We start from the raw sequence: 26,404 nt of genomic DNA, 5'->3' as shown, positions 1-26,404 counted from the left end.
AGAAAAATGGATTTCTGTAACTTTTTAGAATGTATTTTTTAAAGTTCTTAAAATTATGGAAATTGTATCATAATTCGTCCTTAAAATTGCAGTATTTGTAGAAGTTTTAACCATTTTTTAACATCTTTCCTCTAAAAAAAAATTCAATTTGCACTATCAAAACTGAGGCATTAAATTCAAGGAATTAAAAATAATTTTATGGAAGAGAATACATCGACTTTAGACATTAGAGCAATCAATGAAAAGATAGAAAGAGAGAGCGCTTTTATAGATCTTCTTACTATGGAAATGAACAAGGTGATTGTGGGTCAAAAGCACATGGTTGAACGATTATTGATTGGATTATTAGGGCAAGGGCATATATTATTAGAAGGAGTGCCGGGATTAGCAAAAACATTAGCAATTAATACACTTTCTAGAGCAGTTCAAGGTTCTTTTAGCAGAATCCAGTTTACCCCTGATTTACTTCCTGCCGATGTTATCGGGACAATGATTTACAATATCAAGCAAAATGAATTCTCCATTAAGAAGGGACCAATTTTCGCAAATTTCGTTCTTGCCGATGAGATTAACCGTGCTCCTGCAAAAGTACAATCGGCTTTGCTAGAGGCAATGCAGGAAAAGCAAGTAACCATTGGAGATACCACTTTTAAATTAGAAAAACCTTTCTTGGTTTTAGCTACACAAAATCCAATTGAACAAGAAGGAACCTATCAATTACCAGAAGCACAAGTGGATCGTTTTATGCTAAAAACAGTTATTGATTATCCTAAAATGGATGAAGAACGTTTGGTAATTCGTCAAAACCTAACAGGAAGTTACGAAACAGTAAATCCAGTTGTTTCAGTTGAACAAATTTTGCGTGCGCAACAGGCTGTTCGTGAAGTTTACATGGATGAAAAAATTGAGAAATACATCTTAGATATCATCTTTGCTACGCGTTACCCAGAAAAATACAAATTAGCCGATTTAAAACCATTAATCAGCTTTGGTTCTTCTCCACGTGGAAGTATCAATTTAGCCAATGCGGCAAAATGTTATGCATTTATCAAACGTAGAGGTTATGTAATTCCAGAGGATGTTCGCGCTGTAGTTCATGATGTATTACGTCACAGAGTAGGTGTAACTTACGAGGCTGAGGCCGAAAACATCACTTCGGTAGATATAATCAACAAAATTATAAACGAAGTAGAAGTACCTTAATTTAGTTTGCAGTTATCAGTATTCAGTTAGCAGTAACTGATCACTGGGCACTAAACACTGAACACTGAACTTATGGATACAAAAGAGCTTTTAAAAAAAGTACGAAAAATAGAAATCAAAACCCGAAGATTGAGTGATCATATCTTCTCTGGTGAATATCATACTTCTTTCAAAGGGCGTGGGATGACTTTTAGTGAGGTGCGTCAATATCAGTATGGCGATGATATTCGAAATATTGATTGGAATGTTACCGCTCGTTATAATGAAGCTCACGTAAAAGTTTTTGAAGAAGAACGCGAATTAACCATGATGCTTATGGTAGATATTTCGGGTTCAGAAAGTTTTGGTTCTAAAAATCAATTTAAAAAAGACATCGTAACAGAAATTGCTGCCACGATGGCTTTTTCGGCTACGCAAAACAATGATAAAATTGGACTGATTTTGTTTTCAGACCAAATCGAATTGTACATTCCTCCTAAAAAAGGAAGGTCGCACGTATTGCGTATCATTCGTGAATTGATAGAATTTGAACCGAAAAGTCACAAAACAGATATTGCTCAGGCATTGAAATTCCTATCGAGTACTCAAAAAAAGAAAGCCATTGTTTTTGTCATTTCCGATTTTATGTCGGCTGATTATGAGCATACACTAAAAATTGCAGCAAAAAAACATGATGTAACCGGTATTCGAGTGTATGATATACGAGAGGAGAAAATGCCAAATCTTGGAATGGTTCCAATGATTGATGCCGAAACAGGCGAAATCCAAGTGGTCGATACGGGTTCTAAGGCTGTTCGAATGAGTTATGAGAAGTATTATCAAGATCAGTTGAATTATTTCAAAGAGACTTTCAGTAAATCAGGTTCGGGTATTGTAAATACAAGAGTTGACGAAAGTTACGTAACTAAGTTATTGGGTTATTTTAAATCGAGATAGAGAATCTGGATTGAAGATTTTAATCGGATTAATACAAAATGAAAAAATCATTCTTCTTATTACTACTAGTTATTTCTACCAGCATTTTTGCTCAACAAAAAAGAGTAGAAACAAGTATTGATACTACAAAAAATAAAATTGGAGCCGAGTTCAAATTAACTTTTAAAACATCCGTAGATACTTTGTCAAAAGTTGTTTTTCCTAATCTAAAGTCATTTGGAAGTCTAGAGGTTATCCAATCGTATCCAATTGATACTGTAAAAAACAACGACCGTTATGAATTGATAAAAAAATACGGTTTGACTCAGTTTGATTCTGGGCGATTTGTGATTCCTAGTGTTAAGATTCTTATCAATAATAAACCTTATTTAAGTGATTCTATCGTTGTTGAGGTAGCCAATGTTCAAGTGGATACTTTAAAGCAAAAAATGTTTGATATCAAAGATATTCAACCGGCGAATGATTCTATTGGTAATTGGTGGAAATACCTTGTTGGATTGCTTATCCTTTTAGCAATTGGCGCAGGAGTTTATTGGTTTGTAAAAAACAAGCAAAAGAAAAAAATTGAGGAGGAGGTTTATAAAACGCCAATAGAAAAGGCAACGAGTTTGTTGAATAATCTGGAAAAGAAAGAACTTTGGCAAAAAGGAGAAATAAAAGAATATTACAGTGAATTGACGGATATTGCCCGAAATTATATTGAAGAAGCTATCGAAATTCCAGCAATGGAAAGTACAACTTCTGAGTTGATTGCAGGTCTAAGAGCGGCTTCGGTAAAAAAGAAAATGACTGTAACGCCTGAGACAATAGAAAACTTAGAAAGAGTTTTAAAACAAGCCGATTTAGTAAAATTTGCTAAATCCAAACCCTTAGAGTATGAGATTACTAGCGATAAAGAAAAAATCCAAAAAGCGATTTTAACCTTAGATAGTGCTATTCCAGTTGAAATTCCTGAAGAGGAAGATGTGTTGTTAAATGAAGTTCAAAGACAAAAGCAAATAGCACTTCAGTTAAAGAAAAAGAGAAAAGATCGTATTATCATTAGCACAGCTACTATCATTTGCTTGTTATTAGCTACTACTTTTTATTTCATGATCACTCGAGGATTTGATTATGTGAAAGATAATGTTCTGGGGCATCCATCCAAAGAATTATTAGAGGGCGAATGGGTGAAAAGTGAATATGGAAATCCAGGAGTAATTATTGAAACACCTAAGGTTTTGGTGCGTACCGATTTGACAAAATCATTACCTAAAGAAGGATTGGCCGTTGTCAAAGAAATGCAGTCATTCACCTATGGCAGTTTAATAGATCCATTTTATTTGATGGTTTCTACTTTAAAATACAAGCAAGAAACACAAATTGATTTGAAAAAAACAATGGATGTTACTTTGCAAACTATGGAATCGCAAGGAGCACAAAATATGATTGTGAAACAGGAAGATTTTGAAACAGGTGAAGGTATTACTGGACTGAAAGCCTATGGTACGTTTACAAGAAATAATTCAATATTGAATGAAAAAGAGCGAATGTATTATGAAGTCCTATTGTTTAGCCAAGATGGAGGATTGCAACAAGTATTAATTTTGCACCAGGAAGGCGACAATTATGCGAATCAAATTTCAGAACGAGTGCTGCACTCCGTTGAATTAAAACACGAAGGGATATAATGAAAAATATAACTTTTTTAAATCCAGAGTTTTTTTGGTTGTTTCTTTTAATTCCATTGGCCATTGCTTGGTTAGTTGTAAAAAGAAACCAGCAATCGGCAACTTTAAAAGTGAGTTCGATTAAAGGTTTTAAAACGAAACCTTCAACATTGGCAAAACTAAAGCCTTATTTGAGTGTTTTACGTATTCTGGCATTGTGTTCCTTAATTATTGCTTTGGCCCGACCAAGAACGGTTGATATTAGCAATAAAACCAAAACGACTAAAGGAATTGACATTGTAATGGCTATAGACGTTTCAGGAAGTATGCTCGCTAAAGATTTGAAGCCCAATCGTATGGAAGCTTTAAAAAGAGTAGCTGCTGACTTCGTAATGCAACGTCCTAACGACCGCATAGGTTTAGTAGTTTATGCTTCTGAAGCCTATACTAAAACACCCGTTACAAGTGATAAAGCTATTGTAGAAGAGGCTATTGGAAGTATCAAGTACGATAACGTTTTGCAAGACGGAACCGGAATTGGAATGGGATTAGCAACAGCAGTCAATCGTTTAAAAGATAGCAAAGCTAAAAGTAAGGTTATTATTTTATTGACGGATGGGGTAAATAACGCTGGTTTTATTGAGCCAGAAACGGCTGCAGATATTGCAAAACAATACGGTATTAAAGTGTATACAATCGGTATTGGGACAAATGGAATGGCAATGTTTCCTTATGCTTTAGCGCCAAACGGAGATTTCTTGTTCCAAATGATGAAGGTGGAAATTGATGAACGATTGATGAAAAGTATCGCTCAAAAAACGGATGGTAAGTATTTTAGAGCGACAAGTAATAGCAAATTGGCTGAAATTTATAACGAAATCAATAAGCTAGAAACAACGGAAATTCAGGAATTAAAATTTTATGATTATGACGAAAAATTCAGGCCTTTTGTATTGTTTGCCTGTTTATTGGTTTTAATCGAAATGGGATTAAGAAATACAGTTTATAGAAGCTTTATTTGATTTTCGAGAATAAAAAAATTACAAGTTTTAAAATCCCAAATTCCAACAATTGGGATTTGGAATTTAATTTTTGGAACTTAAAAATGATATGGAATTAGACGAAAAAAAATATTTGTACTTACTCATAATACTGCCTTTATTGGTTTTACTTTTTCTAATGAATATGTATTGGAAAAAGAAAAAACAAAAGGAGTTTGGTGATTTAGAAATGATCAATAAACTAAGTCCGGAACGTTCTGTTTTTAAACCGGTTTTCAAATTGATTGTTCTTTTATTGGCATTACTTGGTCTAATTTTAGGATTGGTGAATCCTAAAATAGGAACCAAATTAGAAACAGTAAAACGCGAGGGAATTGATATTGTTTTTGCAATGGACGTTTCAAAGAGTATGCTTTGTGAGGATGTTGCACCTAATCGATTAGAGAAAAGTAAACAAATTGTTTCTCAGATAATCAATCAGTTAGGAAGTGATCGTATAGGAATTGTAGCCTATGCAGGGAGTGCATTTCCCGTACTACCCATTACTACTGATTATAGTGTTGCCAAAATGTTTTTACAAAGTATGGACACTGATATTGTTTCGTCTAAAGGAACTTCTTTGGATGAAGCAATCAAATTATCATCTACTTATTTTGACGAAAAAAGCAAAACATCTAAGTTGTTAATTATGCTTTCGGATGGAGAAGATCATTCCGAAGGAGCTCAGGCAGCCGCTGAAGAAGCTAATAAAATTGGGATGCGTATTGTAACAGTAGGAATTGGAACTGAAAAAGGAGGTACAATTCCGTTGCGAATTAATGGCACAATTCAAGGTTATAAAAGAGATCAAAATGATCAAGTGGTAGTTACTAAATTAAATCCGCTAAGTTTAGAAGAAATTGCAAAAGAAACAAAAGGGGGTTATGTAAGTGGCAATAATACCAAAGAAGTATTGGATTACATCAAGAAAACCTTGGATAATATTCAAAAAACCGAATTTGAATCGACACAAATGTCCAATTTTCAATCGCAATTTCAATGGTTTTTAGGATTTGCCTTTGTGCTTTTATTCTTGGATGTATTCCTTTTGGAGAAAAAGACAAATTGGGTGAAGAAGTTAGACTTGTTTAACGAAGAAAAATAAATGTCAATTCTCGCTGTAGAGAAAGAACATAATAAAATGAAAATGAAGAATTTTATAAAATACGGATTTATTTTTTTTGCTTTCCTATTCTTAGGATTAGGTGTTGTATTGGCACAGGAAAAAGATAAATCTTTACCGAAAGCCAATGATGAATACAATAAAAGTAAGTTTGCTGAAGCAGAGGCTAATTATAGAATATCGAATTCAAAATTTCCTAATCGATCAGTTGCTCCATTTAATTTAGGAAATGCTATTTACAAACAAAATCAAGCTTCGGAGGCCAAATACGCTTACGCAAAAGCCTTAAAAAACGCTAGGTCAAGAGTTCAAAAACACAAAGCCTATCATAACTTAGGAAATGTGTTTATGAAAGAGAAAGATTATTCTCAAGCTGTGGAAGCTTATAAAAACGCACTTAGAAATGGTCCTAATGATGAGGAAACCCGATACAATTATGCCTTGGCAAAAAAAATGCTAAAAGAAAATCCTCCTAAAGATAACAAAAACAATAAAGATAAAAATAAAGACAAGGATAAGGATAAGGACAAAAAAGATCAGGACAAGAAAAACCAAGATAAAGACAAAGACAAAAAAGACAATAAGGATCAAAATAAAGACAAAAATAACGGCAAAGACAAACCAGATCAAAATCAGCCGCCAAAACCACAGCCAGGAGGAATTTCTCAAGACCGTTTAAAAAATCTTTTGGATGCGGTAAATAATGAAGAAAAGAAAGTTCAGGACAAGGTAAAATCGAATAAAGAAAAAGGAAGACCCGTTCAAACAGACAAAGATTGGTAATTTCTATTTAATGATTGTATTCTAAATAAAGGATAAGAGGTAGAAAAATGAAAAAATATTTAGTATTACTACTGTTATGTTTTCAAGGACTTTGGGCTCAAGTTGAGTTTGAGACTAAAGTAAGCAAGAACACACTTGGTCTTAATGAAAGACTTCGTGTGGATTTTGTAATGAATATAGATGGCGATAATTTTAACGAACCTTCTTTTGAAGGATTTAGAGTAATTGCTGGGCCTAGTCAGCAGGTTAGTCAGTCGTGGATTAACGGAAGAAGTTCTTTTGAAAAAATATATTCTTATTATTTAATGCCTACTCACAAAGGGGCTATTGTAATTAAACCAGCTACCATTGAATATAATGGTCAAGTGTATAAAACAGCAGCTGTAAAGGTAACGGTGACTAATGCTATCGAACAACCTAAAGACCCTAATGATATTAGTGTTTCGGTAGATAATAATTTGTATTTGGTGGCCGATATTTCAAAAACAAATCCTTATATCAACGAGCCTATAACCGTGGTTTATAAGTTGTATTTCAGTTACAATATTGGAATTAAAAATTGGAGAGATGTTGGCAAACCTAAGTACAATGATTTTTGGAGTCAAAACATTGATATCAAACAATTGTCTTTGGAAGAAGGAATGTTTAAAGGCGAAAAATTTCGATATGTGGTTTTGAAAAAAGTGGTTTTATATCCGCAAAAATCAGGAAAACTCACTATCGACCCGCTTGCTCTTGATATTGATGTAGAATTACCTACCAATCGTAGAAATATGTTTGGACAAATGCTTATCAAAGAAGACAGTAAACGAGTTTCGGCAGGGGCTAGAGTTATTGCTGTGAAATCACTTCCAGAAGCCGGTAAACCAGCCGATTTTTCTGGAGCTGTAGGTAGTTTTGATTTTAAAGTTATCCCCAGCAAAACAGAGCTTAAAAGTGGAGAAAGTTTAGATTTAACCGTAAGTGTAGCTGGGAAAGGAAACCTAAAATTATTTACCTTGCCAAAACCTATAGTGCCTAATGCATTAGAAATGTATGATCCTGAACATAAAGAACAGGTAAATACACCACTTTCTGGAATGGCTGGAAAAATTGCGGATCGTTATACTATCATTCCGCAATTTAAAGGAGAATATCCAATTAAACCGATGCAGTTTTCTTATTTTGATTTGAATTCAAGAAGCTATAAAACCATTACATCACCGGAAATTATTATTAAAGTATTAGACGGGCCTACCGCTGCTACCGCTTCCACTCCAAATTCGGGTGAAGCTAAGAATAAAGTAGTGGCTAATGAACAATTTCAGTATATTAAGTTGGATACTAAGTTAGAACCAATAGCTACTCAAGACTTTTTTGGCTCTAAATTGTTCTATAGTTTATTGTTAATTCCTTTTGGATTGTTGCCTGTGATAATATTGGCTAAGAAGAAAAAAGAAGCAATAGATGGCGATGTTGTAGGAAACCGAATTAAAAGAAATAACCGTTTGGCTAAAAAATATTTATCGGAAGCCAAAAAGCACATCAATAACAAAGAACCATTTTATGTGGCATTGGAAAAAGCGATGCATAATTTCCTAAAAGCAAAGCTGCACATTGAAACTTCGGAGATGAGTAAGGATAATATCAAAGAAATTTTGTTGTCTAAAAATGCAAATCCTCAAGCAGTGAACGAGTTTATTGCATTGACAGAAAATTGCGAAATTGCTAGATATGCACCTTCTTCAAGTGCAAGTATTCAAAATGATTACGAAAAAGCGGTAGGGATAATTTCAGAGTTAGAAAAACAACTGTCTTAATTTTTTTTAACCACGAAGAACACAAATTGAAATGAAAAATTTAGTAACCATAATATTCTTTTTAGTTAGTCAGGTTTTCTTTGCTCAAGATAATTTTGAAAAAGGAAATAATTTCTATAAAAATGGGAAATACGAGCAAGCTTTGGAGGCTTATAATGCTGTTTTGAGTACAAAGAAACAATCGGCAGAATTGTATTTCAACATTGGAAATTGCTATTATAAGTTAAACAAAGTAGCGCCTGCAATTTATAACTATGAAAAAGCCCTGGTATTAAGTCCAAATGATAATAACATAGTGAACAATTTGAAGTTTGCTCAAAAGCGAACTGTCGATGAAATCAAAGTAGTTCCAAAAGTAGGATTCGACAAATTATTACGTGATTTTACAGGCATGTATCATTATAACACTTGGGCATGGATTTCAGTGGTATTTTCCATTATGTTTTTGGGATGCTTCTTAGGATATTATTTTTCAGTCCTAGCTCTCAATAAACGATTATTCTTTTTTGGAATGTTTTTAATGTTGGTTTTGGTTCTTATAGGAGTTGCCTCGGCAAGTTTTGAGAAAAGTTATTTTAAAAACGAACGACCAGCTATCATTTTTGCCGAAATGACCCAAGTAAAAAGCGAACCACAAAATAAAGCGGCCGATGTAGTTGTTTTACATGAAGGGACTAAAGTTTATGTAATCGAAACACTTGACAGTTGGAAAAAAGTCCAATTGACCGATGGAACCGAAGGCTGGATTGAAAGCGAAGCCATTCGTGAAGTAAAATAGAAATAAGATTATAGATTTCAGAATGCAGATCACGTCTTAGTTCTGAAATCTGCTTACTGTTCATTGCTTTCTGAAGTCTGCCCACTTTTTTTAAAATCTCCATACCATTTGGCAATAGACGGATACATAAAAGCTGCTGTTTTTTGAATAGGATAGTAAAAAATAGATTTATCCAAAGTTTCTTTTTTAGCAAAAAAGTGATTGTGATTTATTTTTTCAAAAAGAGAAAAAAGCATTCCAATAATCAATACTATTTTTAACACCCGAAATATTCCGCCGCCTAATTTATTGATCCAGCCTAAAAAGGCAAAATCGACAATGCCCGTGAGTATTTTGGCAAGGAAGTGAATTCCAACAACAACAAGAATAAAAGTGAGTAGGAAAGCAACAACTTGAATACTATTTGGATTCCAATGAACATGTTCAGAAAGAAAATCTTTAGTAATCACAGAAAATTTTACTGCAAAATAAATTCCAATCATTAAAGAAAGAAATGAAGCCAATTCTGTAAAAAGACCGTTTACAATTCCTTTATACATGGCTAAGGCTAGTAAGGCGCCTAAAATAATGTCTAAAAAACTCATAGAAAAAAATAGAAAAGTATAAAGGGCAAAGATAAAAGAATTATGTTGGTATCTTTGCCGAAATAATAGTAGGAAAAAGAAATTTGAAGGTGTTCCTCTAACTTCTAACTCCTAACTTCTAACTTTTAAACATGTCAAGAGATACACAACTAAAAGAGCGCTGGGAAAAGCTCGTCGATATACTTTCTAATCAATTTTCACAAGGTGAAGATTTGGATTTAGATGCCATCATTTTTTTAATTGGAGTTCAGGAATTAGGTAAATTTCATCGTGAATTTAAAAAAGATGAAAAAGTAAACCTGATGCATATTGCTATTTGTCGATTATTAGAACCTTACGGTTTTTATGAATTTGACTTTTTCGACGAAGATGGCTGGCCTCATTACAAAGTAAAAGAGGAATTACCACCCTTAAAAGCTGGAGAGCAAACAGTTTTAATGAAAGAAGCCATTGTGAATTATTTCATAGAAAAAGAACTTATCGATTAGTATTCAATGTTCAGTAGCAGTAATCAGTTAAGAATTTTAGAAAAACTTCTAACTTCTAACTTCTAACTTCTAACTTTTACTTAAATTTGCACACTCAATTATTGGATGAAAATGATAGATAAGATAAAAGAATATATTGGTGAAGCACAAGCTTTTTCAACACAAGATACTGCCGAACTAGAAGCGTTTAGAATTAAATTCTTAGGAAGTAAAGGAATTATAAAAGATTTTTTTGCCGAATTTAAAAACGTGCCTAATGAGCAAAAAAAGGAATTTGGACAAGTAATTAATTTACTTAAAAGTTCTGCTGAAGAAAAAGTAAAATCTATTCAAGAAGCCTTAGAAAGCAAGGAAGAAGCTAAAGGACTTTATGGCGATTTGACCCGTACCGCTGAACCAGTAACTATTGGTTCTCGTCATCCTATTTCTATCGTAAAAAATCAAATTATCGATATCTTCTCGACTATTGGATTTAATGTTTCCGAAGGTCCAGAAATTGAAGACGATTGGCATAATTTTACAGCCTTGAACCTGCCTGAATACCATCCAGCGCGTGATATGCAGGATACTTTTTTCATTCAAACAAATCCTGACGTTTTATTGCGAACTCATACGTCGTCGGTTCAAGTACGTTATATGGAAAACAATAAACCGCCTATAAGAACGATTTCTCCAGGACGTGTTTTTCGTAACGAAGCTGTTTCGGCACGCTCGCACTGTATTTTCCATCAAGTAGAAGGTTTGTATATTGACAAAGACGTTTCTTTTGCCGATTTGAAACAAACCCTTTTGTATTTTACTAAAGAAATGTTCGGAAAATCTAAAATCCGTTTGCGTCCTTCTTATTTCCCGTTTACAGAGCCAAGTGCCGAGATTGATATTTACTGGGGATTAAAAACGGAAACCGATTATAGAATTACTAAAGGAACAGGTTGGTTAGAAATTGGTGGTTGCGGAATGGTAGATCCTAATGTTTTGAAAAACTGTGGCATCAATCCTGATGAATATAATGGATTTGCTTTCGGAATGGGAGTAGAGCGTATTGCGATGTTGTTGTACCAAATAGGTGACATCCGTATGTTTTATGAAAACGACGTACGTTTCTTAGAGCAATTCAAATCAATAATATAATTATAAGTCCTTAGTTTTTAGTCCCTAGTACTTAGCAAATACACTTTACTAAGGACTAGGGACTAAGTACTCTTAATCTATACTATGAAAAAAGACATCAATATTCCCGAAGTAGAAAACGTATTCATTGCTGCTGTTCAAGAGTGGAGCGATGATTTTATGGAGAAAGTTTGGTATGCCTATTTAGTAAACGACAGTGACTTTGATATCGATAGCGTGATGGTGGTTTCTAAAGCTTTCGGAACTATTGATGGCGAAATGAAGAAAACTTCAGTTTTGCGTCATGCTTTTGTTCAGGTACCTGCTGTTTCGGTAGTGAAAATCGAAATGATCGAAAAAAGTTTGTTGCCATTGAATAACGAGTTCATGCTGACTTTCTTTATTGGTAATACTTTATACGACAAGAAATATATTTTCAAAGCCAATACTATTAATGAAAATAATGTAGAAGAAGTGCCTATTCTTTTTGTAGATGGGGTTATCGTGAGATAAACTTTTTCTGAACAATAATTAAAACCGCAAATTCACAAATTATAAATGTGAATTTGCGGTTTTTTGTTTAGATGTTATACTCCGTAGTATGAAAGATTTCTTTCAGTACAAAATAACTTTCTAAGACCCCAATGTTATCAATTTTGGATAATTTCAATCGGACGAATTCATGGTACTCGTCCAGACTCTTTAGGTTTATTTTCAAAAAGAAATCTACTTTTCCAGCCATGTGGTAGCATTCTTGAACTTCTTTCAAGGCTTTGATTTGTTTTTCAAAAGTGTCAATGAAACCTTCGTTGTGATAACGAAGCGAGACCATGCAAATAGCCGTTACCGGCTGGTTAATCAATTTTTTATTCAAGATAGCCGCATACTTTTTGATATAACCTTTATTCTCTAATCGGCGAATTCTTTCATACACAGGCGAGCTGGTAAGATTAAGCGCATCGGCGATTTCTTTGGTGGTTTTCTTTGAATCTTTTTGTAAAATTCGTAATATTTTTAAGTCAATTTCGTCTAGTTTTTCCATGGCAGATAAAATTTCTTTTTGAGTGCGTTAAAAAAGTACTTTTAAGGTAAAAATACTTTAATAGTGTTAAATGTAAGTCAAAATTACTTAATTTAATTGGTGTTTCAGCGATATTGTCTTTTGAATTTATTTCTGAACTAATTTTGTATCATTAAGATTTTAAATATGATACAAGAAAAAATTTTAGTAGTAGGTGCTAATGGGCAGTTGGGTTCAGTTTTAACCAAAAAATTGCAAGAGCGCTATGGAATGGATGCCATTGTTGCCTCCGACTTGAATGTTAAAGCTAATTTTGAAGGAATATTTGAAACTTTAGATGCTACCGATTATGAGGCTATAAAAAGTATTGTTGAAAAATACAAGGTGACCCAAATTTATCATTTAGCGGCCATCTTATCCGCCAACGGTGAAAAAGCGCCTTTGCGTACTTGGGATATTAATATGCAAACATTCTTTAATGTACTTGAAGCAGCTAAGAATTGCGATGTAAAAAAGGTTTTTTATCCAAGTTCAATTGCTGTTTTTGGAAACAATATTCAAAGAGAAAACACCCCTCAAAATTCTATTTTGAATCCTTCAACTGTATATGGAAATAGTAAGGTGGCTGGTGAAAATTGGGCTAATTATTATTATGAAAAATACGGTTTAGATATTCGTTCTTTGCGATATCCGGGTATTATTGGTTACCAATCATTGCCGGGTGGAGGAACAACCGATTATGCTATAGATATTTTTCATAAGGCAATCAATCATGAAACTTTTGAATGCTTTTTAGATGGAGCTACTAAGTTACCAATGATTTATATGGAGGATGCCATTCGTGCAACGATTGAATTAATGGAAGCTCCGGCGGAGAACATCACTTTGCGAACTTCTTATAATTTGGCAGGAATGAGTTTTACGCCACAGGAATTATACGAGTCTATCAAGGAAAATTATCCTGATTTTAAAATTGTATATAATCCAGATTATAGACAAAAAATAGCCGACTCATGGCCAATGAGTATTGATGATTCTCAGGCTCAGAAAGATTTTAATTGGAAGCCCCAATACAATCTGAAAACAATGACTGAGGATATGATTAAAAATTTAGAATCAATTAAAAACATAAACGAATTAGCATGTACGCATCAGTAAAAAATCAATTGATTAATGAAATTGAAGCCATTAAAGAAAATGGTCTTTATAAAAGTGAACGAGTAATTACTTCTAAGCAAGGTTCAGAAATTGATACGGTAGAAAGAAAAGAAGTACTTAATTTTTGTGCCAACAATTATTTAGGATTATCAGCTGATCCAACAGTTATTGAAGCGGCAGTGGAATCTGTAAAAACATATGGTTTCGGACTTTCATCAGTACGTTTTATTTGTGGAACACAAGATATTCATAAAGAGTTGGAACAAAAAACAGCGGCTTTTTTAGGTATGGAAGATTGTGTTTTGTATGCTGCTGCTTTTGATGCTAATGGTGGTGTTTTTGAACCTCTTTTAAATGAAGAAGATGCCATTATTTCTGATGCTTTAAATCATGCTTCTATAATTGATGGTATTCGTTTGTGTAAAGCCAAACGTTTTAGATACGCTCATAATGACATGAGTGATTTAGAAACGCAGTTACAGGCTGCTTCTGGTGCTCGCCGAAAATTGATTGTTACTGATGGTTCTTTTTCAATGGATGGAACAATCGCTCAATTAGATAAAATTTGTGATTTAGCTGATAAATATGACGCTATGGTCATGGTGGATGAGTGTCACTCAACTGGTTTTATTGGTGAAACCGGAAGAGGAGTACATGAATTATACAAAGTAATGGATAGAATTGATATCATTACAGGAACTTATGGTAAAGCTTTAGGAGGTGCTTCTGGAGGATTTACAGCGGCTAGAAAAGAGATAGTGGATATTTTAAGACAACGTTCTCGTCCGTATTTGTTTTCTAATACTTTGGCTCCTGCTATTGTTGGTGCTTCTTTGAAAGTTTTGGATATGATTTCTAATTCAACGTGTTTGAGAGATAAATTAGAAAGAAATACGAAGTTTTTCAGAACCGAGATGACGGCTGCAGGATTTGATATTGTACCAGGAATTCATCCTATTGTGCCTATAATGTTGTATGAAGCTAAATTGGCTCAGGAATTTGCTAAAAGATTATTGGACGAAGGTGTTTATGTCATTGGATTTTTCTATCCGGTAGTTCCTGAAGGAAAAGCTAGAATAAGAGTCCAACTTTCGGCAGCTCACGAAACAGAGCATATTGAAAAAGCAATTAAGGCTTTTGTAAAAGTGGGGAAAGAATTAGGTGTAATCCAATAAACTTTTTTAGATTTATAGTGATAGAAACGATTTAAAAAAGTTAGAATGATATTTTATGCACTGGATTTAATTGGAACGTTTTCTTTCGCTATAAGTGGAGCGACTGTAACTTCAAAAAAGGATTTTGATTTATTTGGAATCACTTTTTTAGCATTTGTTACTGGAATAGGCGGTGGCTCTTTAAGAGATTTATTATTGGGTAATTTGCCTGTAAGTTGGCTTAAGGATATTAATTATCTCTTGGTTATTCTTTTAGGAGTATTAGTCTCTATAGTGTTTAAGAAAGTAGTTTTTCGATTGCGAAAAACACTCTTTTTGTTTGACGCCATTGGAATAGGAATTTGTACCATTATAGGTTTGAAGAAAGCATTAGATATTGGAATTCATCCTATTTTAGCTTGTATCATGGGGCTTTTTTCTGCTGTATTGGGAGGCGTAATTCGTGATACACTTTGTAATGAAGTTCCGTTGATTTTTAAAAAAGAAATTTATGCTACAGCTTGTTTAATAGGTGCTTTGGTCTATATTGTTCTTAGAAACTTTCAAATTCAGGATGATTTTTTAAATATCATTACGGTATCGCTTATAATTGCTATTCGTGTGATAAGTGTAAAGTATAATTTGTCGCTTCCAAAGTACAGATAGCTTTTTATCAGGTACTGATATAAAAACAAAATAACCGTCTTGTGTTTATGATATGGTTTTTTCTATTATTTCCTTTTCGAGATTATTAATCTTATGCGAAAAGTAATTATTGTCATTTAAAAAAATTGAAAAGGATTTGAAAATACTATAATTAGATATAATACAAGTTAGAATTATAGCCAATCAATTTCAAATATTTATTAATTAAGATTATTATTTCTTTGATTAATTCATATCTTACGCCTTATAAAATATCTTTGTCTAAAGTAAATGAAATAAAAAGGATGGTTAAAAAATGGACTATTAAAAAAATTGCTGACGAATTAAATCTTTCAATAACAACAGTTTCATTTATTTTAAATGGAAAAGGAGAAGAGAAAAGAATTAGTAAAAAAGTAATAGATGATGTTTTACATTTTATTTCAGAAGTTGGATATTCCCCTAGTACTGTAGCAAGAAACTTACGTATAGGGAAGTCAAAAACAATTGCTTTTATAGCCGAAGATATTTCAGGTTCATTGTTTGCAAGTATAGCAAAGCAAATTGAAGACAAATTTGAAGAAATGGGCTATACCATGATTTATGCAAGTACTGAAAATGACGCCACCAGAGCTAAAAATGTAATTGAAAATCTTAAAAACCGTCAGGTTGATGCATTTATAGTTACTCCTACAAATGGAATCGAGAAAGAATTAGAACAATTAATAGCTGAAAAATATCCAGTCGTTATATTTGATCGATTAGTGTCTGGAATTGATTCATTTAATGTTATAATAGATAATTATAATGCTAGTTTTGATGGAACGAAGCATTTAATTGATAATGGATATAAGAGCATTGGTTTTGTTACTGTAGACTTAGATCAAAGCCAAATCATGGACAGAATGAATGGATATATTGATTGTGTAACCCAAAATGGCTTATTGCAATATATTTTAAGAGTACCATATGCCATTTCTATGGAAGAAAAAGAGTCTCTTATTAAATCTTTTATAACTGAATTTAAACAATTAGATAGTTTGTTATTTGCATCTAATCATTTGGCAATACCTGGTTTGCGAGTTATTAAACAAATGAAATTAAAGATTCCTACAGACATTGGTGTTGTTACGTTTGACGATAGAGAACTTTATCAACTACATGAGCCAACTATTACCGCCATTGATCAACCAGTAGCTCTTTTTGCTGAGAGAATTGTAAAAGGGATTTCAATGCAGTTGTTAAATGAAACAGATAATGTTGATTTGGATAAAAATACTTTATTGCCCGTAACTTTAATAGTTAGGGAATCCTCCTCTAAAAAATAAAATCAGTAAACTTTTTTAAATTAAATATTTTCACTTTATTTGATAAATCGATTTAGCAATTGTTATCGATAATATTAATTAATTCAGATTTACTATATATATGGTAAAAATGAAAATAAATAGTGAAGGGAAATCTAACGCAATTGCTACCTAAACAAAATAGGCGGGTTGCTATTTTCAATTAAAAATCATTTAACTCAAAAGAAATAGTATTAAATTCAGGAAATCTAAATATGAATAAGACTGATATAACTAAGGGGATTAACGTATTACTCTTTTTTTTAATTATTGCGTGTAAACTTCCCAATAATCAAACAGTTATGAATAAAATGGATAAAAATAAACTAGAAAATGTAGTAAAATATGTTGATCCTATGATTGGAACTGCAAAAATGGGGCATACTTACCCTGGAGCTACAGTCCCTTTTGGTAGTATTCAATTGAGTCCTGATACGGATACCGTTTCTTATAATTCAGGGGGGAAGTATAATAAGGATGTTTATAAGTACTGTTCTGGTTATCAATATGACGATAGTACTATTGTAGGGTTTAGTCATACACATTTTAGCGGAACTGGCCATTCAGATTTAGGTGATTTTCTGATTATGCCTACAACTGGAAAACTTCAATTAAATCCAGGTACAGAAAAAAATCCAGAAAGTGGATACCGTTCCAGATATAGTCATGCTGATGAAAAAGCCGAAGCAGGCTATTATGCAGTTAAACTACAAGATTATAATATTTTAGCCGAATTGACCGTTACTACTAGGGTAGGGATGCATCGTTATACCTGTCCGAAATCAGATAGTTTGCATATAATTTTAGATTTAAAATCAGGTATATACAATCATGATGAAAAAAATGTTTGGACTTTTGTTAGAGTAGAAAATGATACATTGATTACGGGATATAGACAAACTAATGGTTGGGCCAGAACCAGAAAAGTGTATTTTGCAATGTCATTCAGTAAACCATTTATTAATTATGGACATAAAAACTATGATAAAGTTTCTTATAGAGGATTTTGGGGAAAATTCAATCAGGAAGAAAATTTTCCCGAAATGGCTGGGAAAAATATAAGAGCTTTTTTTGATTTTAAAACAGAAGAAAACGAAGAAATTAAAGTAAAGTTTGCTATTTCTCCGGTAAGTACACAAGGAGCAATAAATAATATGGAAAAAGAAATTCCGCACTGGGATTTTGAAAAAGTCAAACATGAAAGTCAAACTATTTGGAATGAAGAACTCAATAAAATTAAAATAAAAGGTATTGCAGAAGATGACAAAGTAAATTTTTATACAGCAATGTATCATTCTTTTTTAGGACCTACAGAATATATGGATGTAGATCGCAAATACATGGGCTTAGATTTGAATGTTCATGAGGCTAAAGATTTCACCAATTATACGAGTTTTTCATTATGGGATACTTACCGAGCTTTGCATCCACTTTTTAATTTAGTGCAACAGCAAAGAAATTCAGATATGATTAATTCAATGCTTGCTCATTATGACCAAAGCGCACATCATATGTTACCAATTTGGTCACATTATGCTAATGAAAATTGGTGTATGATTGGATATCATAGTGTTTCTGTTATTGCAGATGCAATTGTAAAAGGGAATACTAATTTTGATGTCAATCATGCCTTAAAAGCGTCTATTCAAACAGCTAAAGTACCTTACTATGATGGATTAAAAGACTATATGAATTTAGGATATGTTCCAGAGGATAAAAATTCTTCTTCCGTGTCTAAAACATTAGAGTATGCTTATGATGATTGGGCTATTGCTCAGGCAGCAAATACAATAGGGAATAAGAAAGTGTTTGATGAATTTATTAAAAGATCCGGTTCTTTTATTAATGTATTCGATAAAGAATCGGGTTTTATGAGACCTAAATTGAGTAATGGTAGTTTTAAAAAAGAATTTGATCCTTTAGATACCCATGGACAGGGATTTATCGAAGGGAACTCTTGGAATTACAGTTTGTATGTTCCACATAATCCGAATTTATTAATTGAAATGATGGGGGGAAAGGACATATTTTCTAAACATTTAGATACCTTATTTAGTATGGAACTTCCGGATAAATATTTTGAAAATACCGAAGATATTACTAGGGAAGGAATAATTGGGAATTATGTTCATGGAAATGAACCCTCTCATCATGTTGCTTATTTGTATAATTGGACTAATGAACCTTGGAAAGCCCAGGATAAAATAAGAATGATATTAAAAGCCATGTACAAAGCTAAGGCTGATGGACTGGGTGGTAATGATGATTTTGGTCAAATGAGTGCATGGTATATTTTTAGTAGTTTGGGGTTCTATCCTGTAGCACCTGGTTCAAAAATGTATGCATTGGGTAGTCCTGCTTTAAAACATGCTAAATTGAATCTTGAAAATAAAAATACTTTTGAAATAGTAACCGATAATCAATCAGACAGCAATGTGTTTATTCAAAAAGTAGAGCTTAATGGTAAACCGTTAAAAACACCTTTTATATCTCATGATGATATTGTAAAAGGAGGGATTTTAAAGTTTTATATGGGAGACAAACCTAATTTTAATTGTTATACCAAATAAGCCAAAAATTGAATTTAATGTAGGATTTAAAATTAAATAGTTTTGAAAATGATAAAAAGAAAAGTGCTTGTATTGTGTTTCCTCTGTTTTTCAATTAACACAATTACAGCTAAAATTGAAAATAGAATTTCTAAAAATGGAATTGTTGTTGAATTTATAAATGAGGATCAATCTGTAAATGATTCTATTGTTAAGCTGTATTTGGATACTTTTTTTCAAGTGTATCCTAAATTAAGTAAGGAATATAATAAGGAGGCAATTAAGCAAATTAAAATTAAAATTGAATCTGAATATACTGGCGTAGCCTATGCTCATAATGGACAAATTACTATAAGTGCTAAATGGATGAAAAATAATCCGTATGATGCTGATTTAATAACACATGAAGCGATGCATATTGTACAGCAATATCCAGGTGGTTCTTCTCCAGGTTGGCTAGTAGAAGGTGTTGCAGATTATGCAAGATTTAAATTTGGATTGAATAATGATTTAGCTAAATGGTCTTTGCCTAAATGGAAAGAAGGAAGTCATTACACGAATTCTTATCGAGTTACAGCTAAGTTTTTAGTATGGATTAGCAAAACTTATAATAAGAAAATTGTAAAGTTGTTGGACAAAGAAATGAGGTTGAATAATTATTCGGCAGCTTTATGGAAAAATTATACAAATAAATCCCTAGATGAACTTTGGGATGAATATGCTAAAATATCTGGTCATACAGAACTGAAATATTAAGTTTTAGAACAATTTTCACCTCAATTAAGGGGTTGTTGTTTTTCCTTTTTAGACTACTTAATACAGTAGTAAAAATGAGATTCTTATGATTGATTAAGTTGAAAATCTATTTTAAAGTTAACTTGTCAAGTTGTAAATGAGGAGTAGCTTTTTATGGGCAACTCCTCTTTTTTTATGGTAATTTCATCAATTTTTTAAGGTGCTAACAGATAAGTTTTTAAAGTTTACTTTACGACCTGCGTAACAACGTAAGCCCACAAATCCTTTAGAATAAAAACTATCGTTAATGTTTAAAAGTGGTTCTTTCAATTCATCAAAATAAATTTTGATATTTGAGCCCAATGTTTCCACTCTCAATTTATAAAAATTGTTGAGATTCACATTTATGGATGTTTGAGCTAATTGAGTATAGCTGTTATTGTTGAATCTTCCAAGAATCAATTCTTTTGTACGATGATCTATTGCAGTATAATAGCCATTAAGATTATCTACACCTATACCAAAATTATTGCCTCTAAAAATAATTCCTGCCTGACCACCTTCTGTTTCAATTGATAGATTCACAGTTGTAGATATATTGCTATATTCTTTTGACATATTGATATATTTAATACCATTTAATTCAAATGAATCTGCATGTAAAGTATTGTTATTTATAGGCTGCCATCCACCGGCAAAAGAAGTCCAGGTTTTTGAAAGTGTTTCTTTATCGAAATTTTCAATATAGTTATCGGGCTGTTCCGTATTTTCTTTACCAATTACTGGAAAATAAGACACACGGGTTTGTTCAGTACCAAATGGGACTAAATATATAGTTTCCTCGGCTTCTTCCGAATGTACTGGACTAAAAGGAGGTTCAGAAGCATGAATTTTATTAAAATCTAATCCCCAAGAAGGAATTTTTTTGGCTTTGGTAACTAATCGTATTGGTGTACTAAAACCAATAAAAGGATTTTCAGGTACAATCCTTTTTTCTACTTTAATAGTTGCTTCTGGATTTTTTCTATCTATTATCAAACCATAGTTCCATTTGTTAGAAGGAATAATTTCTAGTTCATCAAATGCGATTCCGTTAAAATTATGAGATGTTTTTACTTTTTTATTTTCTTGCATTACCAATGAAAAGACTAAAGGTCCACGTTCTATACCTACTGAATTATTTACCCAAGTAGAGGTTTTAATTTTCATCGGGACCTCAAGTAAAACAATGTCTTCATTCGACCAGAAGCGATCAATGGTGTAATAATTACCTGCAATAACATTAGGTTGTATCTTGCCATTTACTTTAATCACTGGAGCGATACACCATTCAGGAATCCTAAGTTTTAGTGGAAAGTGAACTTTTTTAGGAGTTCTTATTTTAAACTTTAATTGTTCATCAAATGGATAATTGGTTTCTTCTATTATTGTAATCTCGACATTGTCTGCAACCTTTGCTTTTACTGTACAGGGAGCGAAGGACACCGCAGCTAAACCGTTATCATTTGTTGCCATCCACAAATACTGAGCATATTTAGGCCATCCCATATGAAAGTTGAATCGACAACAAGGGAATCCTGAATATGGACCTGGAACGGTTCCATTATTATAATCTTGACCAAATCCATGTTGTCCGATTATGCACTGAACTTGATTTGGTTGTGTATAATATTGTAATTGTTTAAAATCCTTAGTTAAACTAGCTGCTAATTGGTTGAAAGCAATTTTTTCTAAGTTATCACCATAAGATGCTTCAGCGAAGACTCTAGTAGCAACTTGATTGCTGTAAATACGTTCTACAGTTGCGCATAATTCTACCCCTTGTATTGATGAGTTACCCGATATAAATTCTGTTCCTGAATTTATTCCTGTAATTTGACCATGATCTCTTTGGAGGAATTGAATCCCGTTTTGAAATGATTTTTTATCTTCTTCATTGTGAGATTTTTGATAAAATACAGGCCCGTATTTTAGCGCTTGAGCAACATTAACAGAATGGTAATATTGAAAATGGTCTTGGGTTACAAGCTTATTATTATTAAAAATACTAGAATAATTAAAGGCTTGATCTTTTATTAAATCTGCTAGATCTAAAAGGTAAGATTCTTTTGTTATGTTGTATAACCAAAATATCACTTCTACATTGTCAGAGGCTCTTGCTTTTGCCCATTCTTGGAGTGGTTTATTTTTTAGTGTTTTTAGTTGATATTTAAAATAATTAGTCAAAAATGGAACCACACGTTTGTCTGAAGTAGCATAATGGTAGTCCATTAATGTGGTAAGCATTAGCATTTTTGGCCACCAGTCTTGTAGTGTTTTTGGACCAAAATCGCCATTTTGTTGCTGGCTGTTTATTGTCCAATCAATCCATTTTTGAGCTTTTTTCTTTAATTCAGCATCATTTAATGTGTAGGCTAAATTTACTAATCCTTTAATGTAATAAGGAGGACGTTCCCAATCTGATTCAGGCTCATTTCCTCCTAACCATGATGAATTAGAATTTAATTCATGATAAATCGTTTCAGAATGTCCTGTAAGACCGTTCTTTTGCAAAAGTAGTTCTTGATGCAACCATCCCTGTGGGGTGATGCTTCCCATAGGTAGTGCAATGAATGGTGTTTCGTGTAAAGGAAATATATTATTTCTATAATTTGATTGTTGAGAGTAACAACAAATCGAGAAACTCAAAAGTAATAGCAGATAAAAATCCGAGAAGTAATTAGTGTGTTTCAAAGTTATTTTTATTTGGTTGGTTATTGGTAATTTAATTAAAATGCATAATTTTAATAAATCGTTTTAGCAAAAATATGTATTTTTCATTTAAATCTATTTGCATAAATAGAGATTAATAAGGTTGGTAATTAGTCTTTTGATCCAAATTCATTTAATTACGATGGATAGTATTAATTTCTACATTCTGTAATCCTAATCTACTAGTTGTTTTTGGAGTAATTTTTTTAAAATATAAATTATGAGATTATTAAAGATAATTTTTAGTTTTATACTGGTTTTTAATTTTGAAAATGGGCTTAGTGCTCAAAGTATAAAAGGTGCTTTCGCTATAGAAAATGTAGATAGAGCTAAAGTTTTAAGGGTAAAAGACGCTCTTAATGGCAATGGTGTTCCAATAGTGTTATATAATCCAGTTAATTGGAAATGTGTAACCTGGGATTTTATTGAAGTTGGACAGAATGTATACCAATTAAAAAATCTTTTTACTGGTAAAACATTTCAAATGAATGATACTGACTCTGTTCAAAATTTTGCACTATATCAGCAGGTGTTAGTAGCAAACAAACCCAAACAATCCTATGAATTTATATTGGTTAAGGATAATATTTATTTAATCAGACTTAAAGATTCGGATTTGTATCTTACGCCTTCTGGTAATTCTGGAGAAGTAAATTCCATAATTTTATTAGAAAAAAGGAAAAAAGATTCAACCCAATATTGGAAAATATACCGTCAAAATCCTACTATGTAAGTCATTCCTACTGGAATCGTTACGCTAATTTTTATAACTATTATGATGAATGTTCAAGTGTAAATAAGCAAAAAAAAATTAATATTAAAATCATTCAATACAGCATTTTTTTGAAATTGATCCTAGAGTCAGATTGAGTTTTTAGATGTTTTATTTAAAAGTGAAAACGCATTACAAACTAAAATTTGTAATGCGTTTTTTTAATTATACCTACTAATAATATCTTTTAAACTAATTCGGAATTGATATTTTATGATATCATTGTAAATTGTAAAAGGTATTATAAAATAATTAACTTTTATTTTTTCATGTCTTTTAAAAGTTTTATGAAATATCCACCAACAACAGAACGAGCTTTAAAGTTTACATGTTTAGCATCAGTAGTTTCATAAAAGTCGCTCATTGGTACTCGGTCTGGAGTTTCATTAGCATAGTCCCAAACAGGGTTAATAATGGCATCAAAATCTTTTTTATTTTCAGCTAAAGTTGCAGTCCAGATAATCCAGTCCGATTTAGAATAGGTCTTTCTGCTATCTAAAGGCAAACCGTATTTATTTTGTTTGGTTAAATAAAATTTGATTTCGTCTTTAGCAATAGTTTTAGAGAAAATATTTAAATCCAATAATTCATCCCAAACCAAATTGTATTTTTGACTCCAAGTATTTTTTGCCTCAAAAGCTAAGCTATAATGATTTCCATCGGCAGCAATTTTTTTCCATTTTTCAGCTAACTTTTTAGCAATTTCGATGTATTTTTTTTCTACTTCTTTTTGACCTAACATACCCGCAAGTTTACCATAAGATGCAATACCTAAAATAGCTTTGATAGATAAATTAGCATTTCTGGCTAAATGGCCAGCAAAATCATCTGTACACAATTGGTTACCTGGATCGAAACCATCTTTAACTAAATAGTTAGCCCATGTAGTTAGTGTTTCCCAATGTTTTTTAGCATATTCGGCATTTCCTTCTCTTTCTGCAATAGCAGCTGTTAGTATAATCATGTTTCCTGCTTCTTCAACAGGCATATCTTCGCCATAGATTTGTCCGGTAGCAACAGGATAAACTCCCAAATCATGTGCTGGATATGGTTTTGACCATTTTCCGCTTTTTTCACTGTAATAAAAGATACCATTTAACATACCTTTTAATAAATCAGGATTATAAATTAAAAATAAAGGTGCAGATGGGTAGGTAACATCAACAGTATTAATAAATCCTCCACTATTATTTTCTTTGGAAAGGAAAAGGATTTCTCCTTCTGGGCTTTCTACTAAGGAGTGCGCAGCGATAGCTTGTCTATAAGTGAGTAAACATAAATCAGCATATTTTTGTCCTCCAGCTTTTAAACAATCTTTATATAATTTTTCATCAAAAGCTTTTACTTTCTCAATGATATTTTTATAATCGTTAGCAGCTACTGCTAATGCCCTGTCCATTGAACTGCCCCCTTTTTTAAACCATGGTTTTAATTTAGATCCAAAATAATTAATGCTATAAATTTCATCAAATCCTAGCATAAATACCGTTTCTTTTTCCGTTGAACCTACAGTACCTAAATCACTAATTGTGTTTAATACCAAGTTTTTTCCAGTTACTTCAGTTTTAGTATTTATTTTTTCGTTGGTTACAAAAGGAAGTAAAGATGTGTTTGCACTGCTTATATAGTGTTGACTATTAGCGGAAGGAGCCGATAAATACACATAGCCCCAATCCACTCGCATGTCATCATTTTTTTTCTGTAAAACAGCTTGTTCAACTGTACCTGCTTTAAGGATATTGAGATTGTTTTGAGTGTATTTGCTCACTACTACCTCTTGTTGTGGTGTATACACTGCAATATTACTTGAAGCACCTAGGTATAATTTTGCTTTATGTTCTTTGTTATCTTTAGATTTTAGTTTTACCGATATATATGAAATAGGTCTACTCATTAAATCTAAATCGTCCATTAATAATGGAGTAGTAAATGTTGCAGTTAGGGTAGTATTATCACAATCAAAAGTATAGATAGTTTGATTAGCATTTATTACAACATTAGTTTGTTTGGCCTTTTTAATTTCCACATTTTGCATAGTTGGAGCATCGGTTACTAAACCAGCATCTAACCATTGTCCACCTGCCGTATTTTTTATGTGAATAGCTAATACATTATCTTTTGATTTTAATTTTTTGATAGTCTTTTGATCAATTGGGATGTACTGATAGCGATGAATCCATCCTTGAGTTTCGTATATTTTATCTCCATTTAAATAAACGATAACATTATCATCATGCCTCAACTTTAGATACAGACTTTTAAAATCAGTATTACTTAAATCAAAAGTTCGTCGGTACCATAGGTTGTCGCTTTTCCAAACTGTCTTAGCCTCTCTTGAATCGTCGCTAAATGGTGCAGTTCCTTTTTTCCAGCTGCTGCTATCAAAATTAAGCTGTTCCCAATTTGAATTTGGTTTTGATTCTGTATAATCAACTTTATATTCTATTTCATCAGATGCTGCAACAACTGATTCATAAATTTTAGTTTCGGCACCTAAAAAATGATAGTAGGTATCGTCGATTTTTAAAATACCCAATAATGAATGGTCTTGATCTGTCCAGTGTTGGGTTGCGGCACCATTTAGTTCTGAATTATTGGACCAAATACTAAAATTTGGGTTGTGAGTGACTAATGGGTAAGAAGGAGCTCTTAATTTTTCTTGAGAAAAAGAGAGGGTTGTAGTAGCAAAAAATGCTATCATACACAGTTTTTTAGTTTTTTTTAATAATCTCATTTAAGTTAATTTGTAATGATTATAGGTTGTTTAAAATTATAATGGG

At 32.3% G+C, this 26,404-nt stretch carries 22 protein-coding genes; 18 read left to right on the top strand and 4 right to left on the bottom strand.

Annotation, left to right across the window (positions count from 1 at the left end; translation table 11 throughout):
- The first annotated feature begins 198 nt into the window (after positions 1 to 198).
- The 8 genes from ACFPTQ_RS02345 (at position 199) to ACFPTQ_RS02310 (ending at position 9,311) form a co-directional block, all read left to right on the top strand.
- Complete coding sequence (locus ACFPTQ_RS02345; RefSeq protein WP_379773377.1) at positions 199 to 1,203, top strand: AAA family ATPase; 1,005 nt, start codon at positions 199 to 201, stop codon at positions 1,201 to 1,203.
- 72 nt (positions 1,204 to 1,275) lie between these two features.
- Positions 1,276 to 2,139 (top strand): DUF58 domain-containing protein, encoded by an 864-nt coding sequence (locus tag ACFPTQ_RS02340; protein ID WP_278034561.1) that lies wholly within the window; start codon positions 1,276 to 1,278, stop codon positions 2,137 to 2,139.
- 38 nt (positions 2,140 to 2,177) lie between these two features.
- The gene (locus ACFPTQ_RS02335; protein WP_379773374.1) at positions 2,178 to 3,809 is read left to right on the top strand and encodes a hypothetical protein; all 1,632 of its coding nucleotides are present in this window, start codon (positions 2,178 to 2,180) and stop codon (positions 3,807 to 3,809) included.
- Positions 3,809 to 4,810, top strand: a complete 1,002-nt coding sequence (locus ACFPTQ_RS02330) for a vWA domain-containing protein (RefSeq protein WP_379773371.1) — start codon at positions 3,809 to 3,811, stop codon at positions 4,808 to 4,810. Before ACFPTQ_RS02335 ends, ACFPTQ_RS02330 begins: the two co-directional genes overlap by 1 nt.
- An 88-nt stretch (positions 4,811 to 4,898) precedes the next feature.
- Positions 4,899 to 5,933 (top strand): VWA domain-containing protein, encoded by a 1,035-nt coding sequence (locus ACFPTQ_RS02325; protein WP_278034564.1) that lies wholly within the window; start codon positions 4,899 to 4,901, stop codon positions 5,931 to 5,933.
- 42 nt (positions 5,934 to 5,975) lie between these two features.
- Positions 5,976 to 6,734, top strand: a complete 759-nt coding sequence (locus ACFPTQ_RS02320) for a tetratricopeptide repeat protein (protein WP_379773368.1) — start codon at positions 5,976 to 5,978, stop codon at positions 6,732 to 6,734.
- 47 nt (positions 6,735 to 6,781) lie between these two features.
- Positions 6,782 to 8,533 carry a BatD family protein gene (locus ACFPTQ_RS02315; RefSeq protein ID WP_379773365.1) on the top strand — a complete coding sequence of 584 codons (1,752 nt, stop codon included), beginning with the start codon at positions 6,782 to 6,784 and terminating at the stop codon, positions 8,531 to 8,533.
- 31 nt (positions 8,534 to 8,564) lie between these two features.
- On the top strand, positions 8,565 to 9,311 hold the full coding sequence (locus ACFPTQ_RS02310) for a tetratricopeptide repeat protein (protein ID WP_379773363.1): 747 nt from the start codon (positions 8,565 to 8,567) through the stop codon (positions 9,309 to 9,311).
- Between the two features lie 53 nt (positions 9,312 to 9,364).
- Here the strand turns inward: ACFPTQ_RS02310 and ACFPTQ_RS02305 are convergent, their stop codons facing one another.
- Positions 9,365 to 9,895 carry a CvpA family protein gene (locus ACFPTQ_RS02305; RefSeq protein ID WP_379773360.1) on the bottom strand — a complete coding sequence of 177 codons (531 nt, stop codon included), beginning with the start codon at positions 9,893 to 9,895 and terminating at the stop codon, positions 9,365 to 9,367.
- Between the two features lie 131 nt (positions 9,896 to 10,026).
- Here ACFPTQ_RS02305 and ACFPTQ_RS02300 point away from each other — a divergent pair, with 131 nt between their 5' ends.
- From ACFPTQ_RS02300 to ACFPTQ_RS02290, 3 genes are all read left to right on the top strand, one after another.
- The gene (locus tag ACFPTQ_RS02300) at positions 10,027 to 10,383 is read left to right on the top strand and encodes a hypothetical protein (RefSeq protein ID WP_379773357.1); all 357 of its coding nucleotides are present in this window, start codon (positions 10,027 to 10,029) and stop codon (positions 10,381 to 10,383) included.
- 111 nt (positions 10,384 to 10,494) lie between these two features.
- Positions 10,495 to 11,514 carry a phenylalanine--tRNA ligase subunit alpha gene (gene pheS, locus ACFPTQ_RS02295; RefSeq protein ID WP_379773355.1) on the top strand — a complete coding sequence of 340 codons (1,020 nt, stop codon included), beginning with the start codon at positions 10,495 to 10,497 and terminating at the stop codon, positions 11,512 to 11,514.
- 84 nt (positions 11,515 to 11,598) lie between these two features.
- Complete coding sequence (locus ACFPTQ_RS02290; RefSeq protein WP_379773352.1) at positions 11,599 to 12,006, top strand: hypothetical protein; 408 nt, start codon at positions 11,599 to 11,601, stop codon at positions 12,004 to 12,006.
- A 67-nt stretch (positions 12,007 to 12,073) separates the two neighbouring features.
- On the opposite strand, the gene ACFPTQ_RS02285 is transcribed toward ACFPTQ_RS02290, so the two are convergent.
- Positions 12,074 to 12,535, bottom strand: coding sequence for an Lrp/AsnC family transcriptional regulator (locus ACFPTQ_RS02285; protein WP_379773349.1), 462 nt, complete (start codon positions 12,533 to 12,535; stop codon positions 12,074 to 12,076).
- A gap of 165 nt (positions 12,536 to 12,700) precedes the next feature.
- Here ACFPTQ_RS02285 and ACFPTQ_RS02280 point away from each other — a divergent pair, with 165 nt between their 5' ends.
- From ACFPTQ_RS02280 to ACFPTQ_RS02255, 6 genes are all read left to right on the top strand, one after another.
- Positions 12,701 to 13,672, top strand: a complete 972-nt coding sequence (locus ACFPTQ_RS02280) for an NAD-dependent epimerase/dehydratase family protein (RefSeq protein WP_379773347.1) — start codon at positions 12,701 to 12,703, stop codon at positions 13,670 to 13,672.
- Positions 13,657 to 14,847: a glycine C-acetyltransferase gene (kbl, locus tag ACFPTQ_RS02275; protein ID WP_379773345.1), complete on the top strand. Its 1,191-nt coding sequence runs from the start codon at positions 13,657 to 13,659 to the stop codon at positions 14,845 to 14,847. The genes ACFPTQ_RS02280 and kbl overlap by 16 nt, the downstream gene beginning before the upstream one ends.
- 45 nt (positions 14,848 to 14,892) lie before the next feature.
- A complete protein-coding gene (locus ACFPTQ_RS02270; protein ID WP_379773342.1) occupies positions 14,893 to 15,492 on the top strand; it encodes a trimeric intracellular cation channel family protein in 600 nt (199 codons plus the stop codon).
- 221 nt (positions 15,493 to 15,713) lie between these two features.
- Positions 15,714 to 16,799: a LacI family DNA-binding transcriptional regulator gene (locus ACFPTQ_RS02265; protein ID WP_379773339.1), complete on the top strand. Its 1,086-nt coding sequence runs from the start codon at positions 15,714 to 15,716 to the stop codon at positions 16,797 to 16,799.
- 233 nt (positions 16,800 to 17,032) lie between these two features.
- Positions 17,033 to 19,387 carry a GH92 family glycosyl hydrolase gene (locus tag ACFPTQ_RS02260; protein ID WP_379773336.1) on the top strand — a complete coding sequence of 785 codons (2,355 nt, stop codon included), beginning with the start codon at positions 17,033 to 17,035 and terminating at the stop codon, positions 19,385 to 19,387.
- Between the two features lie 48 nt (positions 19,388 to 19,435).
- Positions 19,436 to 20,122, top strand: a complete 687-nt coding sequence (locus tag ACFPTQ_RS02255; protein WP_379773334.1) for a basic secretory protein-like protein — start codon at positions 19,436 to 19,438, stop codon at positions 20,120 to 20,122.
- Positions 20,123 to 20,308: 186 nt separating this feature from the next.
- Here the strand turns inward: ACFPTQ_RS02255 and ACFPTQ_RS02250 are convergent, their stop codons facing one another.
- Positions 20,309 to 22,699 (bottom strand): beta-L-arabinofuranosidase domain-containing protein, encoded by a 2,391-nt coding sequence (locus ACFPTQ_RS02250; RefSeq protein ID WP_379773331.1) that lies wholly within the window; start codon positions 22,697 to 22,699, stop codon positions 20,309 to 20,311.
- Between the two features lie 373 nt (positions 22,700 to 23,072).
- Here ACFPTQ_RS02250 and ACFPTQ_RS02245 point away from each other — a divergent pair, with 373 nt between their 5' ends.
- On the top strand, positions 23,073 to 23,585 hold the full coding sequence (locus tag ACFPTQ_RS02245; RefSeq protein ID WP_379773328.1) for an RICIN domain-containing protein: 513 nt from the start codon (positions 23,073 to 23,075) through the stop codon (positions 23,583 to 23,585).
- Between the two features lie 298 nt (positions 23,586 to 23,883).
- Here the strand turns inward: ACFPTQ_RS02245 and ACFPTQ_RS02240 are convergent, their stop codons facing one another.
- Positions 23,884 to 26,325 (bottom strand): glutaminase family protein, encoded by a 2,442-nt coding sequence (locus ACFPTQ_RS02240; RefSeq protein WP_379773325.1) that lies wholly within the window; start codon positions 26,323 to 26,325, stop codon positions 23,884 to 23,886.
- Between the last annotated feature and the right edge of the window lie 79 nt (positions 26,326 to 26,404).

It is taken from the genome of Flavobacterium sp. GCM10022190 (assembly GCF_042656445.1).
Taxonomy (GTDB): Bacteria; Bacteroidota; Bacteroidia; order Flavobacteriales; family Flavobacteriaceae; genus Flavobacterium; species Flavobacterium nitratireducens.
This window is presented reverse-complemented; position numbering and strand designations above follow the sequence as displayed.

Excerpts from the sequence above, each read along its gene's own strand:
- ACFPTQ_RS02300 (WP_379773357.1), top strand. The coding sequence starts at position 10,027 with ATGTCAAGAGATACACAACTAAAAGAGCGCTGGGAAAAGCTCGTCGAT.
- ACFPTQ_RS02325 (WP_278034564.1), top strand. The coding sequence starts at position 4,899 with ATGGAATTAGACGAAAAAAAATATTTGTACTTACTCATAATACTGCCT.
- ACFPTQ_RS02260 (WP_379773336.1), top strand. The coding sequence starts at position 17,033 with ATGAATAAGACTGATATAACTAAGGGGATTAACGTATTACTCTTTTTT.
- ACFPTQ_RS02345 (WP_379773377.1), top strand. The coding sequence starts at position 199 with ATGGAAGAGAATACATCGACTTTAGACATTAGAGCAATCAATGAAAAG.
- ACFPTQ_RS02280 (WP_379773347.1), top strand. The coding sequence starts at position 12,701 with ATGATACAAGAAAAAATTTTAGTAGTAGGTGCTAATGGGCAGTTGGGT.
- ACFPTQ_RS02320 (WP_379773368.1), top strand. The coding sequence starts at position 5,976 with ATGAAGAATTTTATAAAATACGGATTTATTTTTTTTGCTTTCCTATTC.
- ACFPTQ_RS02315 (WP_379773365.1), top strand. The coding sequence starts at position 6,782 with ATGAAAAAATATTTAGTATTACTACTGTTATGTTTTCAAGGACTTTGG.
- ACFPTQ_RS02340 (WP_278034561.1), top strand. The coding sequence starts at position 1,276 with ATGGATACAAAAGAGCTTTTAAAAAAAGTACGAAAAATAGAAATCAAA.
- ACFPTQ_RS02285 (WP_379773349.1), bottom strand. The coding sequence starts at position 12,535 with ATGGAAAAACTAGACGAAATTGACTTAAAAATATTACGAATTTTACAA.
- ACFPTQ_RS02310 (WP_379773363.1), top strand. The coding sequence starts at position 8,565 with ATGAAAAATTTAGTAACCATAATATTCTTTTTAGTTAGTCAGGTTTTC.
- ACFPTQ_RS02270 (WP_379773342.1), top strand. The coding sequence starts at position 14,893 with ATGATATTTTATGCACTGGATTTAATTGGAACGTTTTCTTTCGCTATA.
- kbl (WP_379773345.1), top strand. The coding sequence starts at position 13,657 with ATGTACGCATCAGTAAAAAATCAATTGATTAATGAAATTGAAGCCATT.
- ACFPTQ_RS02305 (WP_379773360.1), bottom strand. The coding sequence starts at position 9,895 with ATGAGTTTTTTAGACATTATTTTAGGCGCCTTACTAGCCTTAGCCATG.
- ACFPTQ_RS02245 (WP_379773328.1), top strand. The coding sequence starts at position 23,073 with ATGAGATTATTAAAGATAATTTTTAGTTTTATACTGGTTTTTAATTTT.
- ACFPTQ_RS02290 (WP_379773352.1), top strand. The coding sequence starts at position 11,599 with ATGAAAAAAGACATCAATATTCCCGAAGTAGAAAACGTATTCATTGCT.
- pheS (WP_379773355.1), top strand. The coding sequence starts at position 10,495 with ATGATAGATAAGATAAAAGAATATATTGGTGAAGCACAAGCTTTTTCA.
- ACFPTQ_RS02240 (WP_379773325.1), bottom strand. The coding sequence starts at position 26,325 with ATGATAGCATTTTTTGCTACTACAACCCTCTCTTTTTCTCAAGAAAAA.
- ACFPTQ_RS02255 (WP_379773334.1), top strand. The coding sequence starts at position 19,436 with ATGATAAAAAGAAAAGTGCTTGTATTGTGTTTCCTCTGTTTTTCAATT.
- ACFPTQ_RS02335 (WP_379773374.1), top strand. The coding sequence starts at position 2,178 with ATGAAAAAATCATTCTTCTTATTACTACTAGTTATTTCTACCAGCATT.
- ACFPTQ_RS02330 (WP_379773371.1), top strand. The coding sequence starts at position 3,809 with ATGAAAAATATAACTTTTTTAAATCCAGAGTTTTTTTGGTTGTTTCTT.
- ACFPTQ_RS02250 (WP_379773331.1), bottom strand. The coding sequence starts at position 22,699 with ATGGGAAGCATCACCCCACAGGGATGGTTGCATCAAGAACTACTTTTG.